General features: G+C 39.2%; 13 protein-coding genes. 5 read left to right on the top strand and 8 right to left on the bottom strand.

The genetic code is table 11. The features are described 5' to 3' along the window. The 3 genes from ORQ98_RS26970 to ORQ98_RS26980 all read right to left on the bottom strand — a co-directional run. The coding region (locus ORQ98_RS26970; RefSeq protein WP_274691930.1) for an alpha-glucosidase at nucleotides 1–1,596 on the bottom strand (1,596 nt) is incomplete at its 3' end. 432 nt (nucleotides 1,597–2,028) lie between these two features. Further along, nucleotides 2,029–4,617 (bottom strand): HTH-type transcriptional regulator MalT, encoded by a 2,589-nt coding sequence (malT, locus tag ORQ98_RS26975; protein WP_274691931.1) that lies wholly within the window; start codon nucleotides 4,615–4,617, stop codon nucleotides 2,029–2,031. After that, complete coding sequence (locus ORQ98_RS26980) at nucleotides 4,592–4,771, bottom strand: hypothetical protein (protein WP_274691932.1); 180 nt, start codon at nucleotides 4,769–4,771, stop codon at nucleotides 4,592–4,594. The genes malT and ORQ98_RS26980 overlap by 26 nt, the downstream gene beginning before the upstream one ends. A gap of 537 nt (nucleotides 4,772–5,308) precedes the next feature. Here ORQ98_RS26980 and ORQ98_RS26985 point away from each other — a divergent pair. The 5 genes from ORQ98_RS26985 to malG all read left to right on the top strand — a co-directional run bounded on the left by ORQ98_RS26985 (nucleotide 5,309) and on the right by malG (nucleotide 11,458). After that, nucleotides 5,309–6,595 (top strand): maltoporin, encoded by a 1,287-nt coding sequence (locus tag ORQ98_RS26985; RefSeq protein WP_274691933.1) that lies wholly within the window; start codon nucleotides 5,309–5,311, stop codon nucleotides 6,593–6,595. Between the two features lie 94 nt (nucleotides 6,596–6,689). Continuing rightward, entirely contained in the window at nucleotides 6,690–7,604 is a 915-nt protein-coding gene (locus tag ORQ98_RS26990; RefSeq protein WP_274691934.1) for a MalM family protein, read from the top strand. A gap of 16 nt (nucleotides 7,605–7,620) precedes the next feature. Further along, a complete protein-coding gene (gene malE, locus ORQ98_RS26995) occupies nucleotides 7,621–8,814 on the top strand; it encodes a maltose/maltodextrin ABC transporter substrate-binding protein MalE (protein ID WP_274691935.1) in 1,194 nt (397 codons plus the stop codon). A gap of 21 nt (nucleotides 8,815–8,835) precedes the next feature. Beyond that, a complete protein-coding gene (gene malF / locus ORQ98_RS27000) occupies nucleotides 8,836–10,374 on the top strand; it encodes a maltose ABC transporter permease MalF (RefSeq protein ID WP_274691936.1) in 1,539 nt (512 codons plus the stop codon). A 193-nt stretch (nucleotides 10,375–10,567) separates the two neighbouring features. Next, nucleotides 10,568–11,458 (top strand): maltose ABC transporter permease MalG, encoded by an 891-nt coding sequence (gene malG, locus ORQ98_RS27005; protein WP_274691937.1) that lies wholly within the window; start codon nucleotides 10,568–10,570, stop codon nucleotides 11,456–11,458. 68 nt (nucleotides 11,459–11,526) lie between these two features. Here the strand turns inward: malG and ORQ98_RS27010 are convergent, their stop codons facing one another. The 5 genes from ORQ98_RS27010 to ORQ98_RS27030 form a co-directional block, all read right to left on the bottom strand. After that, nucleotides 11,527–12,510, bottom strand: coding sequence for a M28 family peptidase (locus ORQ98_RS27010; protein ID WP_274691938.1), 984 nt, complete (start codon nucleotides 12,508–12,510; stop codon nucleotides 11,527–11,529). Nucleotides 12,511–13,046: 536 nt separating this feature from the next. Beyond that, on the bottom strand, nucleotides 13,047–13,661 hold the full coding sequence (locus ORQ98_RS27015) for a PEP-CTERM sorting domain-containing protein (RefSeq protein ID WP_274691939.1): 615 nt from the start codon (nucleotides 13,659–13,661) through the stop codon (nucleotides 13,047–13,049). Between the two features lie 420 nt (nucleotides 13,662–14,081). Then, entirely contained in the window at nucleotides 14,082–14,393 is a 312-nt protein-coding gene (locus tag ORQ98_RS27020) for a hypothetical protein (RefSeq protein WP_274691940.1), read from the bottom strand. A gap of 485 nt (nucleotides 14,394–14,878) precedes the next feature. Further along, the gene (locus ORQ98_RS27025; protein ID WP_274691941.1) at nucleotides 14,879–15,259 is read right to left on the bottom strand and encodes a DUF4870 domain-containing protein; all 381 of its coding nucleotides are present in this window, start codon (nucleotides 15,257–15,259) and stop codon (nucleotides 14,879–14,881) included. Nucleotides 15,260–15,340: 81 nt separating this feature from the next. Further along, entirely contained in the window at nucleotides 15,341–15,775 is a 435-nt protein-coding gene (locus ORQ98_RS27030; protein ID WP_274691942.1) for a mannan-binding protein, read from the bottom strand. Between the last annotated feature and the right edge of the window lie 81 nt (nucleotides 15,776–15,856).

Genomic DNA, 15,856 nt, shown 5'->3' on the forward strand with positions numbered 1-15,856 from the left:
GTTTGCGTTTGCGTTTGCGTTTGCGTTTGCGTTTGCGTTTGCGTTTGCGTTTGCGTTTGCGTTTGCGTTTGCGTTTGTGCTTGTTATTGCTATCTCCTGCTCTTGACTACTTAAATTAAGAGCAACCATTAATTGTTGATGTTCATTTTCCCGAGTAAAAAGCAGGGTATCTTGCGGGGAAGGTAAAAACTGAATAGTTCCAGTTACTAAAGCTGGTTGCTGTTTACGCCATGCCAGTAAGCTTCGATAAATTGACAGAAGCGAGTCAGGATCATTTATCTGTCCATCAACGGATTTTATATAATGCTCTGCTGGAACAGGCAGCCAAGGCTTCACTTGAGAGAATCCTGCATTCATTTGATCTTGTTGCCAAGGCATTGGGGTTCTACAGCCATCTCTACCTTTAAACTCAGGCCAGAAGTTAATGCCGTAAGGGTCTTGTAAATCTTCAAAAGAGAGTTCTGCTTCAGTTAACCCCAGTTCCTCACCTTGGTAAATACAAATACTGCCGCGTAATGACATTAATAATGTAAGATAAAGCTTTGCTTGGCTGGCTTCATCTTGTTGTTTGGACCAACGGCTGAGCACCCGAGTGACATCATGATTACCTATTGACCAACAAGGCCAGCCATCGGTAATTTCAGTTTCTAAACTTTCAACGGTATGACGAATAAACGCTGCGCTATACTGCTCGGTTAATAAGTCGAAGGAGTAGGCCATATGTAATTTATCGTTACCGGATGTATAAGCTGCCATGGTTTTTAGGGAGTGATCACAGCCAATTTCACCGACAGTCGTTGTATTCGGGTAGCGATTTAATAAAGCTCTGAGTTTTTTTAGAAATTCAATATTTTCGGGACGCGATTTATCATAAATATGTTGTTGGTAAGCATAAGGATTATCAGGTCTAACACCAATGCTGGCAGATTGAATCCTGGGGTTGGCAGGATTATCTGTTAAATTAGCATCATGAAAGTAAAAGTTGGCGGTATCTAACCGAAAACCATCAACACCACGCTTTAACCAGAATTCTGCATCTGCCAGTACTTGATCTACGACTTGTGGATTATGAAAATTTAAATCTGGCTGGCTGGCTAAAAAGTTGTGCAGGTAATATTGTCTGCGGCGGCTATCCCATGCCCAGGCAGAACCACCAAAAATAGATAGCCAGTTATTGGGTGGGCTGCCATCAGGTTTTGGGTCTGCCCAAACATACCAGTCTGCTTTAGTATTATCTATACTGCGACGACTTTCTTTAAACCAAGGGTGTTGATCAGATGTATGGCTCATGACCTGATCAATAATGACTTTTAGACAATGACTATGAGCTGTTTTTAGTAATTGATCAAAGTCGTCTAACGTGCCAAAAATTGGATCAACATCGCGGTAGTTAGCAATGTCATAACCAAAGTCTTTCATTGGTGAGGTAAAAAAAGGCGACAACCAAATAGCATCGACATTAAGACTGGCAATATAATCTATTTTTTGGGTAATGCCTGCTAAGTCACCGATACCATCCTGATTGGAATCAAAAAAGCTACGTGGATAGACTTGATAAATGACCCCACCACGCCACCATTCTTGTTGTGATTGCATATGATGTGCTCTTTTTTATAGGAGTAATATTTAGCCAAAGCGAATCATTCGCGAAGGGTATAGTTAATGCTATTTTGAACTGAAAGGTTGTTTTAGGCATCCCCCTAGCGAGTCTTTTTTGGGGAGGAGTTAGAGGGATGAGAAAGTGAAGGGCTTATTAATCGTTTCGGCCATACATTAGCTCGATGTATGAAGTAGTAGGGTATTTTGTAGCTAAGGGCAAGTCTGCTACTGTAAGACTTGCGATAGCAACCTTAATTTTAAAAAATATGCTATTGGGAAAGGATGCCTTTTTAGCTCTTGAGGTCCATGGAAGGGCCTTCAAGAGCGGCGGAAAAATATCCTGCTGCTTGGTACTGTCTGGAGTCTTATGATGTATGTTGAACTGGTTTTATTCAACATTGGCTGAAACGCTGAGAAAACCCCTAAATATTATTCACGAAGTGTATAAATAGGCTGTAGTAGCTGCTCAGCCAGCGCTTTAGCCTCCTGCCGATTAGCGACATTTAATTTCTGATAAAGGCTGCGAATATGGGTTTTGATTGTACTGTGGGCAACATCCAGTTTATCAGCTATTTGCTCATTTCCTAAGCCTGTATAAATCAGGTTAAGTACTTGCCATTCCCGTTTAGTAAGTGGGGTGGTTTTTAATAATTCCGGTACATTAGGTTGCGATAAAATATCGTCAATTACTGCTTCATCAATGGTGAGTTTGTTCTGTTGACTGAGATTAGGCTGTTGTCGAGATAACTCAATTAACCGTTCTGCTCGCTGTTGAGAAAGGGGCTTAAGTGGTTGTTCTTTGATTAATGCTTTTAGCATGATAACCAGCAGTTTACCTAACCGTAAAAAACTGCCAATAAAGCCTGTGGTGTTGGCTAACTGAAGGGCTTGATAAAGGTGGTTTAATGCTTGTTCTCGCTGTTCTTGAAGCCAATAAGCATGAGCGAGGCAAATATGGTTACGATTTTGGTCAGTAACGAGTTGATAACGAATGGCTTGCTGTTGTAAATCATTAAGTAAATCAATAGCTGTTGTATAGTTGTTTAAATAAATATCAGCTCTTGCGATGTTCCTGGCCTGACATTGTACAAAGTGGTTTGTAGCAGATGACACTTCATGGGTTTGTTGTTGCCACTGATAAATAAGATCCTGTTGATCGGTTGCATGCCAATAAGTAAGCAGGGTCGCTTCAGCATTTGCTTGCCAGTCGCGGTGGTAAGTTTCTTTATCCAACAACTGCTGTACAGTGGCTAGATAATCAGTACACAACGATCGGTCACCTTGGGCTAATGCGACTTTAGCAAGCAACACATAACATTGCATAGACCACTTTTTATCTTGCTGAGTTAAACGATTAATGCCTTCCAAAGCACTTTTTTCGGCGGCAGCCAAATTATGCCATTCCCATAAAACCTGAGCACGGGCCCGATGAATAAACTCCATGGTTGGCAGGTGAGCTACTTGGTGTTCATTGGCGTATTGAATGGCTTTGTCCTGAATACGATAGGCTTTTTGCAGATAGCCTTGGGCGACGCTAATTTCTGATTGTTGGCATAAAGTCCAAAGGACGATTTGACTGGCTTGACGTTGTTGAGCCAGCTCTTCAACTGTTTCCATTAATTGTTGGGCTTTGGTGAGTTTGCCTTGACAGAATTGTGCTTCGCCCAGGGCTGATAGTGCGGCAATTCTAGCTCTATGACGCTCTTCTGGTAACAGCGCTAATGCTTTAGCGGCAAGCTGATGCGCTTGCTCTGGATGGTCTTGGTTCATTGCCACTTGAGCCTGCACGGTGGCAAATTCGCCTTCAACAATTTGCCACTGATTGGCTTCTAACTGCTGGGGAAGTATTACTTCCGCCCGCTTTAAAAGAAGCGCTACTTCTGCGTACTGATATTGCCCCTGCGCAATCCAGGCTGCTAACATGGTTAGCCTAGCACTGCTAGCGATTACGTTATCAGCCAAATTAGCAAGTGCTTGCTGGAGCAGTTGAAGTTGGCCCTGCTGATAGAAAGACCAGCCATGTTGTTCTAAAAGCTTGGCAACTGTCTCAAGATGATTAGCTTGTTGGGCATGTTTAAGTGCTTCTTCTGGGTATCCTGCTTGGCTCCATGCTTCACAGGCTTTTAAATGGAGTGAATTAAGTTGCTGTGGCTTTTCTTTAGTGAGTTGATGGCACAGAAAGTTGGCAAATAGAGGGTGATAACGGTACCACTGGCGTAAATTATCTTGGGGAATTAAAAAAAGCCCCCGCTTTTCTATTTGTTCCAATAAAGCCTGTGCTTGGGGAAAGCCTGTCAAGGCACTGGCAATTTGCTGGTTAAAGCGCTCAAGGATAGCGGTTTGCAGTAAAAACTCTTTAAGTTCAGAAGAAACTTGCGCTAAGACTTCTTCGGCTAAATAGTCCAGAATAACGGCATGGCCCTGAGCGAGTGCATTGGCCAAGTCAGAAAAACCTTTGGCATTATCTGCAGAAAGCGTCATTAGTTGTAGAGCCGGTGGCCAGCCTTCCACATGTTGTAATAAATCACTCACCTGAGTTGATGTGATCTTAAAGGGCAAATATTGCTCAAAAAACTGTTGGGTATCATTCAGTGAAAAAGCGAGTTGGCCAGCCGTTAATTCTAATAATTGGCCTTTTAATTTTAAATTGCTAATACCCAGTGGGGGTATGCTGCGGCTAGTAATAATTATTTGCCATTGACTGGGTAAATGTTTAATTAGAAAGCTGATCCCCTGATGAATTTTCTCATTATTAATTAGGTGGTAGTCATCTAAAACCAGGGTTAATGGTGAAATGTTTTGTTGGGATAACTCACTAAATAATTGAGAAAACAGTAGCTCTAAATTATTAATTTGTCCGCGCATGGCGCTAGCTAGTGTATGGGTACTACAGTCTATAGCCTGCTTTAAGCTTGCTAACAGATAGGCTGCAAAACGGGTAGGTTCGTTATCAGCCGTATCAAGCGAGTACCAAGCAACAGGAGCGGGGGATTCAGCTAACCAAGGTGGTTTTTCCATACCCAGCAGGTGCATGGACTAACACTAATTTAGCCGTGTGATGACTTGCCAGTAACTGGTTAAGTGACGATCTAACCAATATTTTACTGGCGATTTCTGGTACTGATATTTTTGAGGGCAATAAAATAAATGGGTCGTTGCCTTCGTATGTCATAGTAATACTCGAAACTACAATACTCTATCAATGAGTATTTATTGGCCACTTATATATAAGGGTACCTCTATAAGTGTTTTTTTTTAGAGGTTCCCCATTATTTATTCTTATCTATACCCTTCTCAAATGATTTTTAGGGTTTGTTGTCGTCGCTCTTCACCCAATCATTTATAAATACATAAACTCAAGGGCTTCATCGCTCGACGGCCGCCCCTAAAAACCATTCGCTTTGGCTATATTTCGTCAACCTAACAGGTTGATAAATTATCTGCAAGGAAGTTAATCATTACTTATTGGTAGTTTATTAACACCTTGTACCTGTTAAGGATATTCACTACGCCATTATTCTACGCCCCCAATAACGAGCTAAGGGAGGATGTATTAGATGACTTGAGTCGTCATGATGAATACACTTGCCTTTGCTACGAGGTAATGCATAAAACGGACATTACTACACGGATACGTTATAGATCAAAAGCACCCTTGCCTGTAGTAGGTGCTAATTATTCGGCAAAAGCTGTGAAGGTACCAATTATCATGTCAAGTAATAATAAAAGTGTTGTTTCATCTTTTCACCTTAAACCCATTTCAACCTGGCTAGCGGCATCATTATTGACTGTTTCTGCAGGGCAGGCCTTGGCGGTTGATTTCCATGGCTATATTCGATCCGGTATTGGTACGACTTGGGGGGGAGGGGATCAAGCCTGTTTTAAAGCTAGGGGGGCTAGTGCAAAGTATCGGTTAGGGAATGAATGTGAAACTTATGCAGAAATTGGTTTGGGGCAGGAGTTATACAATGAAGGTGGAAGACGCTTTTATGTTGATTCAATGATTGCCTATGTGTCGAATCAAGCCAATGACTGGGAGCCATTAGATGGCAGTGATGACGTTGGGGGAGGAAAAGGCTCATTAAGACAAATGTATGTAAAAGGGGAAAATGTAATCGATGCTTTGCCAGGCGCTACCCTATGGGCTGGTAAACGTTATTATCAACGTCATGACGTACATATCAACGATTATTACTATTGGGATGTATCCGGACCTGGCGCTGGTATCGAAGGGATAGATCTTGGCTTTGGTAAATTATCTCTCGCCTGGGTGCGTAATACCGATGAAGACTATATGTCAGAAGGTGCACAGTCTGGTACCAATGTGGCGAATGATACCTTTGATATTCGTTTATCTGGATTAAAAGTCAATGAAGGCGGTTCATTAGAATTTGGTTTTGATTACGGCAGAGCCAACTTAACTGATCGTCAGGATGATTTAAATTTCGATGATCAAAAAGGTTATTTATTTACGACGCAACACACTCAGTCAGACTGGTTTGGTGGTTTTAATAAGCTAGCATTTCAGTATGCAACCGATGGCATGGTAGGCACTGGACATAATGGTAGTCGTGCTGAAAATGGCAAAATGTACCGCATTGTTAACCAGGGGGTGGTGAACCTTACCGATAATATTGAAGGTATGTATGTCGGTATTTATGAGAAAAAAGATTTAGCTGATGACAAAGGACAAACCTGGATGTCATTTGGTGTTCGCCCTGTCTATAAATGGAATGATGTGATGAGTACTGCAGTTGAAGTCGGTTATGACAGGGTAAAACCTCAAGATAGTAGTAAAGATACCGTTGATCTCAGAAAAGTCACATTAGCCCAGCAATGGTCAGCAGGCAATAGTTTTTGGGCTCGACCTGTCGTACGTGCATTCGCTACTTACGCTAAATGGGATGGTGATAAATATAATGCCGCTAGTGAGTCAATTGATGATGGTGAAGATGATGGCATAACGGTTGGCTTTCAAGTAGAAGCCTGGTGGTAATCAAACCGATTAAATGAAAAGCACAACCTGCATTTAACATAACCAGTGTGTAGTGTAGGTTGGGTTCTAAAAACCCAATATTCTGGGACTAGCAATGGCAATAAAATATAAAATCCAACTTATGGTAGGTGCAGTGTTAATTGTTTACTCGATAACAGGTTGGACAGGTTCTGTTATCAGTAAAGCAACCCAGCAGCAGGTCAGTCAGGCAAATACGGCACTAAAATCAGCATCATCATGTTGTTCTTCTCTCGCTAATTTGCAATATCAGCCGCTTGAAGCAAATAAAACAACAGATGTTGTAATTGACAGTGGTTCACCTGTGTTTGAGTTTGACACTGGTAAAAGTTATCTAGCGGCATATAAATTACCCGCTAATCAACGCTCTATGCAGATTAAATTGTATAGCAAAGCAGGTAAAACGGTATATTCTCCTTCTGTGCTATTGTTAGATAGTGAATTTCGTATAACACGCATTCTTGCTGATGAGGACTTTGTTTACCGGCCTGCCTGGGGCTTTAAAACCGATAGTATCGATGGCACCTTTCGTATTGATCGAAGCCAACCAGGCAATCCTTATAATGAAATGTATTTAGTGATTTTTTCAACAGCAGCGCAAATGCAAGGACAGACTACTTTAGTGCATCCGGCAAAAGCATTTGCTAAAGCCAGATATAATCAACCACCTGATATACCAGATCCAATTGCATTACATTCGCCTACAGGGCATATCGAATTAATGGTTGAGGAAGAAGGCAATAGTTTTTATGAGAAAAAACCTTATATTCCAAAGTTCTATACACCTAATGCAGTACAATCTGTGGCTAAGCAGCCAGTTACCAGTCATCAAGTTCAGCCTGAAACCCAACATTACTTTGAACAAGCTATTAATAAAGCGTTACAACAGGGCAATGTGAGCAAAGCGCTGAATTATGTCGAAGAGGCTGAACGAGTAGGAATAAAAAATATAAGGCAATATTTTATCGAACGAGTACAACCAAAAAAATAATTAAAGGGGAAGTTATATGATTAAAAAAATAATAAGTTGTCTATCATTAGGTACTTTAATTAGTCTGGGTGGTGTTAATTCAGCTCAAGCAGCCATTGAGGAAGGAAAACTGGTTATTTGGATTAATGGCGATAAAGGCTATAAAGGTTTACAAAAAGTTGCAGATCGCTTTACTAAAGATACCGAAATAGTGGTAAAAGTCGCTCATCCTGATAAAGCGACTGATAAATTTCAGCAGGCTGCTGCCACTGGTAATGGACCTGATATTTTTATATGGGCTCATGACCGCTTTGGAGAGTGGGCGAAAAGTGGTTTGATTGCTCCGATTAACCCTAGCAAACAAACCAAGCAATCCATTGCTGATTTTACTTGGGATGCCGTTACTATTGATGGCAAAGTATATGGCTATCCTATAGCGTTAGAAGCGGTTGGGCTAATTTATAATAAGCAACTAATTGCTTCTCCTCCTAAGTCATTCGATGACATTTTTACATTACATAAGCAACTGGCAAAGCAAAATAAAAAAGCCATTATGTGGGACTATAATAACACCTATTTTTCTTGGGGGTTGTTTGCCAGTAATGGTGGTTATGCATTCAAAAAGACAGCATCTGGCTATAATGTAAAAGACACTGGTGTGAATAATGCTGGTTCGCTTGTTGCTGGCAATATGATTAAGCGCCTGATTGACGAAGGGGTAATGTCAAAAGGTATTGACTATGGGGTAATGGATGCTGCCTTTAATAAAGGCGAAGTTGCTATGATGATTAATGGACCTTGGTCATGGAGTAACTTAAAGAAAAGCGGTATTGATTTTGGTGTAACGAGTATTCCCAGCATTAATAATAAACAAGGTAAGCCTTTTACTGGCGTGTTAGCGGCGACGATTAATGCGGCAAGCCCAAATAAAGAGTTAGCCGTTGAGTTTCTTGAACAGTATATGTTAAAGGTTGAAGGCTTAAAAACAATTAATAAGGATGTACCACTTGGTGCTGTAGCGAATAAACAGCTAATGGCTGAGTTAAGTAAAGACCCTAATATTAAAGCAACATTTGAAAATGCCAAATTAGGTGAGGCTATGCCAAGTGTACCTGAAATGGGTGCATTTTGGGCAGCAATGAAGCCTGCGCTAACTAATATTACTTCTGGTCGGCAATCGGTGAAAGCAGCTTTAGATGATGCGGCTAAACGTATTACCCACAAGAAATAAACAAAGCAGTAAAATATTAATATGTTGACAATATTAACTTTGGCCCCCATTCAAAAAATAAAGTATAACCAATGGCTTAAGCAGGGTTTATTTGGTTGTGTGGGGGGCTTGGGCCTCTACTTAATAACAATATTATATGCCCAGCAGCAGATGGGGTTAGCACTTTTATTTCTTGTTGTATTCAGTGGGGGGCTGTATGTGTTTATTAGTCAGCGTGCTTATAGCCTTCGTTATGCCTTCCCTGCCGTGGCAGGAATAACCTGTTTTATTATATTCCCATTGTTATATACGGTAGGCATTAGCCTTACTAACTATAGTGGTAATAATTTACTAACACTTGATAAAGTACAGGACTATTTCATACAGCAGCGATATATTGATGAGAGTCAGCGCTATTCATTTAAAGTGTTTAAACAGGGCAGCCAGTTACAAATTGCTTTAACTGATCTGTTTAGTCAGCAGCAGTGGTTATCAAATAATATTGAGCTAGATGGTCAGCCAAAAACAGTAAGTATACATACTGCACAATCCCTTCCTGCTCAGTCATCATTAGCTATTAAAGATATCATTAAACTAAAAAAATCATTAAAACAATTAACCCTAGAGTTGCCGAATGGAGCTTTACTGTCAATGACAGGTTTGCGCCAGTTTGCTGCGAGCAAATCTCTGTATCAATTAGCTGAAAATGATTTATTAATAAATAATCAAACAGGTGAACAGTTGTCACCTAACTGGCACACCGGGTTTTATGAAAATAACCAGGGTGAAGCTTACCCACCGGGGTTTACAGTAAGTATAGGCTTAGATAACTATACCAGTGTGTTGTTCGATGACAGTGTTAGAGAACCATTTATTCAAATTTTTGTTTGGACTTTCGTATTTTCTTTATTAAGTGTGTTATTTACCTTTATAGTAGGCTTGTTTCTAGCAAGTTTACTACAATGGGACCAAGTTAAAGGTAAAGGCTTTTATCGGGTAATGTTAATTTTACCTTATGCTGTACCAGCGTTTATATCTATCCTGGTTTTTAAAGGTTTATTTAACCAGAATGCGGGTGAAATAAACCTGATATTATTTCAGCTGTTGGGTATTAAGCTTGACTGGTTTACATCGCCATTCTTAGCTAAATCAATGATTTTACTAGTCAATACCTGGCTTGGTTATCCCTATATGATGCTGTTGTGTATGGGGTTACTGCAGTCTATTCCCAAAGACTTATATGAAGCTTCTGCAATGGATGGGGCAGGACCGCTGGATAACTTATTTAAAATTACCTTGCCTATGATTATTAAACCATTAACCCCTTTGTTAATTGCCTGTTTTGCTTTCAACTTTAATAATTTTGTCTTGATTTCCCTATTAACTAATGGTGGACCAGATATCATTGGTGCCACCACCCCGGCAGGGACAACGGATTTATTAGTGAGTTATACCTATCGAATCGCTTTTCAGGATTCTGGTCAAAACTTTGGCTTGGCTGCTGCGATTGCCACACTCATTTTTCTATTAGTGGGGGCATTAGCTTTGGCAAAACTTAAGCTATCGAAGCTAGAGGGATAATTATACTCTTCGCGAATGATTTTTATACCCCTAGGGCACAAGGGCTTTGTTACCATCATTCTTCACCCCAGTCATTTAGTTTATCTAAACTCCTGGGGCTTCATCGCTCGGTGGCCTCGCCTAAAGAATCCTTCGCTGTGAGTCTATACCACTTTATTTTTACACCTAAAAATGATTCATGATAGGTATAATTATGGCGATTGTACAAGCAAAATCTACAAAATACCGGGTGTGGTTATCCCATATTGGGTTGTGTGGCTTTGTTGCACTGATCATTTTCCCACTGTTGATGGTTGTGTCCATTTCTTTTCGTACAGGTAACTTCTCAACAGGAGACTTATTTCCTAGTCAGTTTACTTTAGAGCATTGGTCGCTTGCCTTGGGAATTCCTTTTAGCCACGCTGATGGCTCTATCACTCAGCCTCCATTCCCAGTGTTGACCTGGCTATGGAACTCAATAAAAGTGGCAGCGATTTCTGCAGGTTTAATTTTATTGCTATCAACAACAGCGGCTTATGCGTTTGCTCGACTTAGATTTAAAGGCAAAGGTTTCTTGTTAAAAAGCATGCTGATATTTCAAATGTTCCCCCCAGTATTATCTCTGGTGGCAATTTATGCCCTATTTGATCAAATAGGGCAACATGTCAGCTGGTTGGGTATTAACACGCATGGTGCATTAATTACTGCTTCTTTAGGTGGGTTAGCGCTGCATATTTGGACAATAAAAGGTTATTTTGAATCTATTGATGCATCGTTAGAGGAGGCAGCCATTGTTGATGGTGCTTCCACTTGGCAGGCATTTCGATACATTTTATTACCATTAAGCGTGCCTATTTTAGTTGTTGTGTTTATTTTAGCTTTTATTACATCGATTACTGAATATCCCATGGCATCAGTATTATTATTAGACGTTGAGCAGCTCACCTTGGCAGTCGGTGCACAACAGTATTTATATGAACAAAATTACTTATGGGGCGATTTTGCTGCTGCCGCAGTGCTTTCTGGCCTACCAATTACGTTAGTGTTTTTATATTGTCAACGCTGGTTAGTCAGTGGATTAACTGCCGGTGGGGTGAAGGGGTAGTTATTGATTACCCCTATTTGTTGCCCGGCACAGGATAGCTTTTTAAGTTTTTAGTTTAGTCATATAGCTTATCTCTGAGAGTCAATCTCTTGTAGATACTTAAATACTCCATATATAACTTTGGCCATCCTCTCATAATCTAGCCGGTCATAAGTATCATCTGCTGTGTGATATTTAAGGTTTCGATAAAATGCGGTATCTGTCACCATGACGGCAGGGTAACCTTGTTCCCAATAATTTCTGTGATCAGAATAATCGATGCCAGGTATAAATAATGGTGCATTAATAGAGTAAGCAGGTAAGTCGGTATGGCGATTAATAGCTGACTTTACGCCTTGTGCTCGGTTTGAAAAGACTTCGTCCACTACAGCAATAAAGTTGCCTTTATCAGGATAAATGAGTTCAAGCAATTTTGATGGGTAGTGTTGTGAGCCTTTCTCATTGTTAAAGTAACCAATCATTTCAAGCGAAATCATTATTTTGATGTTTTTTGACTTGTCTTTTAAGTTTTTAGCATGTATTGCACTCCCCATATTTGGGGTAGCAAAGAATGGTGGTTCTTCTAACGAATAGGCGACTAATTCAATACGAGTATTGAGTTTTGTTTTTCCAAGTAACTGCCCGAGCACAATCAGGCCTGCTACACCAGAGGCATTATCGTCAGCGCCTGGGAATACAGAATATGCATCATAGTGTGCACCAACTACTATTGTTTCATTACTTTCAGGGCCGTAGTAAGCTAATACATTTGCATAACGGCTATTACCCACATTAAAATATTGTAACTCAACATTATCTGTCGATTGGTTTAGATTGCTTTTAATATATTCTGCAACCTTGATTAAGTTGGCTGGGTTATCACTGTTGCGGGGTAGAAACGCTTGACTCAACTGTTGAACGTGGTTTTCGAGAAATTGTGGTTTTACAATGAATTCTGGCGCGTATGAGCCTTGTGTAAAATTAATTGGCCTTGCAAGAGCAATCCAAAGTGCACTGATAGCGAGTAGCAGTAATATTATTATATTTCGGAAAAGTTTTATGAGTTTATTCATAAGCGATTAGAAAAGGAGTATTTGCCGAGTTTCCCCGGCATGTGTAGTCTGTATAGTGAATAGTACTGCCACTTTGAATACAAATGTCTGCATACACCGAAGCAGATAGTGCAAAGGGCAAAAACATAAGCTTCTTTATCATGAAAATAATCCATCTGAACTAACTATTAGTGACGTATAACTTTTGAACATATTAACTAGTTTGCGTTTTTATTGCCAGCTTGATTTTTGATCAATAGGCTTAACTCATATTGATTTATAAAGTGTGGATGGATGTTTGGTGGTGGCTTAAAAGCTAAAAATATGGAGAAATAGAGTATCTCTGTAGCGGTGGTTAGGGTTGAGAATGTAGATCGAGCGGCAACAACTTGAATATAAAGTGCTGGCGGGTAGTGCTTAGGTTCTATAGGTAAAGGATAGTCTTGAAGAAGGGGGAAAGGCCTTTTAATTCGATTGAGCGAGCTATAATGAGACTCTTTTACCAAGACATAAAAAAGCCCACAAAGTGTGGGCTAAAGAGTCAAACGAGAAGGAAATTAGCGATTACGCTTACGTAGTGCTAACAAGCCTAAGCCGATTAGAGCTACAGTACCAGGTACGGGTACAGGTGTCGGTGTTTTAGTTGCAGTCACTTTCAAAACCATGTCATCGAAGTCATAATCAAAGTGCCCACCATCGTCATTTAAACCAATGTAGTAGCTATTTTCACCAGCAGCTGCTAGGAAAAAAGAAGGTTTCAGCAAGTCAGCTTGGTGAATATTGTTGTCGTTGTTATTGCCATTAGCAACAGTGGCATGAGGGGTTTTGAAGCTGAAATTTAACCAGTTTCCTTGTAGAACTGAGTCAAATATTTCTTGTCCTGCTTGAGTTTGTTTGTTGTTAAAGCCTTGGCCATTGATGGTCAAGAATATGTTTTCAAAGGATGCTTCAGAGCCTAAAAACTCATAAGTAAGGTTAACATTGGCATCAGCTTTCAGGTTGCCACCATAAGTAACTTGTAAACCAGGCTTGGTAATACCGCCACTTGGGTTGTGATTACCTGGTAAAGTACCAACTTGGCCGCCTTCGATAGAAAGCAAACCAGCAGTAGCAGAAGTAGTACCAGCAAGAGATAATGCTAATACACCAAGCGCTTTTTTCATGGATTTCATGGAAGAGACCTACTACATTTATTAAAGAATGTTTTATGTTCTCGCCTTTATACATAAATCATGCCAACTTAATATAGTCCTTTATTTATTGTATTGGATACAGCTGATAAAAGTTGTAGTGTAAATAAATCAAAAAATAGCAGGTTTTAATAATAATTATATAATGTGACTTGATTCTCAAAAATACATAATATTATATGTATTTATTAGTCTAGTGTGATCTGTTTATCTAAACCGTATTTATGAAGACATGTAAAAATATATGACAAAAATGAGTTTTTGTGCCTTCTGATTGATTTCATCCAATACAATATATAGCTTTTGCTAATCAGTTTTAGGTTTTGTTATCACCATTTTTGATCCCAATCACCTATTATATATAGGTGATTGGGATTTCTTTCGACTATGGAAATCTTCGTATTAGGTATAGTCTTGTTTAATGGCTGCTATAATTGCTTGCTTAGTTTCTTGATACTGTATGCGCTCTGTAATTTCACGCTCTAAATGTGCTAGTAAACTACCTCGTTGTTTAACTTCAGTTGGATTAGTTCGTTTCCATAGATCAATTGAGTCTTGCAACTGCACTAACTCAACAATTGACTCACGATCTAAGTCTATTCCTAAACGTACGAGTGTGTTATGTAATTTTCTGGTTTGTTCTTGCTGAATGAGTAGGTGTTTATGTTTGCCATCTTTTGCAATTATGCCTGCTCTTTCTAGGAACGTATTCATTCTAGCTTGCTTGTATAAACTCAAATCCTTACATACTTTTTGTAGCTCTTGAGAACGTCGATGAAAGACTGATTTTGTTACTGATCGCTCAAAGGTAAGGCTATCTGGATCTAGGAGTTTAATGTGATAGCTTCCTAACGTTCCACTTTTACTAATAGTATTATTAAGGTTTAGTTTTGAGGGGTGAAGTATGTTGTTTATTATCATAAATATCACAGAGAACTAATTAATAGCATTAATAGTAATATTATTAATTGCTTATAGATAACTTAACTTATTAGCAAGTAATATTTAGTGTATAAAGTAGCTATACAAAACTACTCTGAAATTAGTATTATGATAAATAGTTGTCAAAGTCAACTATGTGATGACTTACTGTAGATGAGATATCGATTTATTAAAGGAAGCCACTATTCAATGGCCTCCTGACAACGTTTTCAGTCTGCGGTTAGCTTTACAAATTTTTGCATTATATATGGGCTTATTTATTTGATAAATTGGTAGCATAGAGGGTATCTATAAGATATACCTTTTGAAGCTTTTGAGAATGCTACTATAGTTATAATAAAATTAAAAATAATAAAAATTGGTAACAATAAAAAACCAATAAAGGCGAAACAAAGAATAAAACAAGCGAACAATATAATAAGCATTGTTATTTGAAAATTAATGGCTTCTTTCCCTTGTTCATTAACAAAATAGTATTCGTCTTTCTTTAAAAGCCATATTACTAACGGGCCAATTACATTACCAAAAGGTATTATAAAAAAAGAAAAAGCAGCTACATGACATAACATACCCCATTGGTTTTCTTTTAGGCAGCTTGTTCTTGAGTCGTTTTGACTAACATTAACCTGATTATTCATTATGCTGTTAATTCCTAGTTTAAATAGTTAATTGTGATGACTTAAGTTTAATCTCATACCCATTAAAAATGAATCGTAATATTAGCAACGTTTACACTGGCAAACTGACATTGTATTCCATTCTATGGTATTCCAATGTCCTGTCCATTCAGCATTATAGGCACGGCAGATGTCTGGACAAGCCCTATTAGCATGTTGTTGATCCCATATAGGACCAGCTTTGTAGTCTTTTGTATTGCAGTAGTGTTGATAGTTGGAGTTATTTTGTTGCTGATATGATGGAGTATTGCGACTAGTATGAGCAGACTGCCAAAACCATTTCTGGTTTGATCGATTATGCTGACTCCAAACACCAACGCGACCGCTATCTACAAAATAATCTAAAACCAAACTAGGATTTGCTTGATTTTGAATAGTATAACCACTCCATCTCCAACGCTGATGAGTTGCTGAGTGACACTGATAAATAAAAGCCGTAGCACCTTGTTGTAAATTTCCCCCTGCTTCTAAACACATATGTCATTTAATTACCCATAAACTTGCAATGAATACTAGGTTATGTCACGTTAGCTTCCCAAAAAGGACTTCTGGGTAAAC

It is taken from the genome of Spartinivicinus poritis (assembly GCF_028858535.1).
GTDB classification, from domain to species: domain Bacteria; phylum Pseudomonadota; class Gammaproteobacteria; order Pseudomonadales; family Zooshikellaceae; genus Spartinivicinus; species Spartinivicinus poritis.